Below are 1,842 nucleotides of genomic sequence, written 5' to 3' on the forward strand. Positions count from 1 at the left end.
CTGCAATGCCGGCCAGCGGCCGGCACCACCGGTTACTTCAAGGTGGCCAGCGCCTGCCCCAGCTGCACGGCGTGCTCGGCATCCAGATGCGGGGCGAACTCGGCCACGCCCGGCGGCAGCAGCACGATCACCGTGGAGCCGTAATTGAAGCGCGCCATTTCCGCGAACCGCTCCAACGTGATGCCCTTGCCGCGGTAATCCTTGCGGGTGATGGTGTCGCCGTAGGCGGGAATCTCTTCGCCACCCCACACCGTTTCCACGCCCGACACCAGCAGCGCACCGACCATCACCGACACCATCGGGCCGAAGTCGGTATCGAAGTGACAGACCAGGCGCTCGTTGCGCGCAAACAGCCCCGGCACCTTGTTGACCGCCGCCGGACCGACGCTGAACAAGCGCCCGGGCACGTGCACGGTCTCGCGCAGGGTGCCGGTCCACGGCATGTGCACGCGGTGGTAGTCCTTGGGCGAGAGGTACACGGTGGCAAACAGGCCGTGGCGGAAGACCTCGGCATCGGCGGCGTCGCCGAGCAGCTCGGCGGCGGTGAACGACTGGCCTTTGGCCTGGAAGATGCGGCCGTCTTCGATCGCGCCGAGCTGGCTGATGCGGCCGTCGGCGGGCATCACCAGCGTGCGCGGATCGGACGACGGTACGCGGGCGCCGGGCTTGAGCGCACGGGTGAAGAACTGGTTGAAGGTGGCGTAGCTGCGCGGATCGGGGTTGGCCGCTTCGGCGAGGTTGACGCCGAACTTCTCGGTGACGGTGTCGATCAGCCAGCGCGCGATCCGCGGGTTGCTGGAATACGCCAGGCGTCGCGCCATCGAGGACAGCAGACGGTGCGGCAGGACGTAGCTCAGCGTGGTGGTCAGGCTCATGGTGCGGTCTTCTCGGTCAGCATCTGCAGGTCGCGGGCAATGGCCTGCGCATTGAAGGGAGGGCGGATCAGGCCGGCAAGCCTGCCCTCCGGGTCCAGCACGGCCAGGCTGGCCGAGTGCTCGAGGGTGTAGTCCTCGGGATTCTCGTCGAAGTGCTTGCCGGGTACTTTCTGGAAGACGAAGCCGAGCGACGTGGCGAAGCGCTCCAGCGAGGGCACATCGGCGGTGGCGGYCAGGGTGTCCTTGTGGAAGGCGTGCACGTACTCGCCGAGGCGGGCGAGGGTGTCACGCTCGGGATCGACGGAGATGAACACCAGGCGCGGGCGCAGGGATTCGGGCTGGGCTTCCCATTGTTTCTGCGCCTTGGCAAGGTCGGCCAGGGTGGTGGGGCAGACGTCGGGGCAGAAGGTGAAACCGAGGAAGACCAGGGTCCAGTGGCCCTTGAGCTCGCCGGGGATCAGGCGGGTGCCGTCGGACTGGCCAAGGTTGAAGTCGGGCAGCGGGCGCGGCTGGGGGTAGAAGGTGATCGATTCGGTGGCGGGCCGGTCGCTGGTCGGCGTGGGCGCGAAMACTTTCTGCGCGGCGACCAGGCCAAGGCCGGCGGCCAGCGCGATGAGCAAGATGATGCCTGCGTTGCGATTGAACATGGAAAGCCCGTTCCCGGAAGGGGCCACCATGATAGGGGTGGTGGCGGCGCTGTTGGGTTTTTTGGGCCGCAGCCGAAGCCGAAGCCGAAGCCTTGGTGCAGCGATCGGAGGCGGCGCCGGCACGGGTGGGGTTGCGGGGCACGCTGCAAGTACGTCCTTGTAAGCTCCWSCRKCGCATCCATGCGCCGCAAGGGCCCCGCAACCCCACCCATGCCGACGCTTGACAGTTGGCTGGTGCCCATTGGGACAAGGCAGGGCAAGAGCAGGGGAAGAGCAGGGGAAGAGCAGGGGAAGAGCAGGGGAAGAGCAGGGGAAGAGCA

Annotated in this window: 2 protein-coding genes; both read right to left on the bottom strand. The window is 67.5% G+C overall.

What is annotated here, in order from left to right; genetic code table 11:
* Nucleotides 1-32: 32 nt before the first annotated feature.
* Complete coding sequence (gene asd / locus ACXJKH_RS19750; RefSeq protein ID WP_256774611.1) at nucleotides 33-875, bottom strand: archaetidylserine decarboxylase; 843 nt, start codon at nucleotides 873-875, stop codon at nucleotides 33-35.
* On the bottom strand, nucleotides 872-1,522 hold the full coding sequence (locus tag ACXJKH_RS19755; RefSeq protein ID WP_457321909.1) for an SCO family protein: 651 nt from the start codon (nucleotides 1,520-1,522) through the stop codon (nucleotides 872-874). The genes asd and ACXJKH_RS19755 overlap by 4 nt, the downstream gene beginning before the upstream one ends.
* Nucleotides 1,523-1,842: the final 320 nt, after the last annotated feature.

This window comes from Stenotrophomonas sp. P5_B8 (assembly GCF_054049855.1).

Coding starts and splice junctions, on each gene's coding strand:
- asd (WP_256774611.1), bottom strand. CDS start 875: ATGAGCCTGACCACCACGCTGAGCTACGTCCTGCCGCACCGTCTGCTG.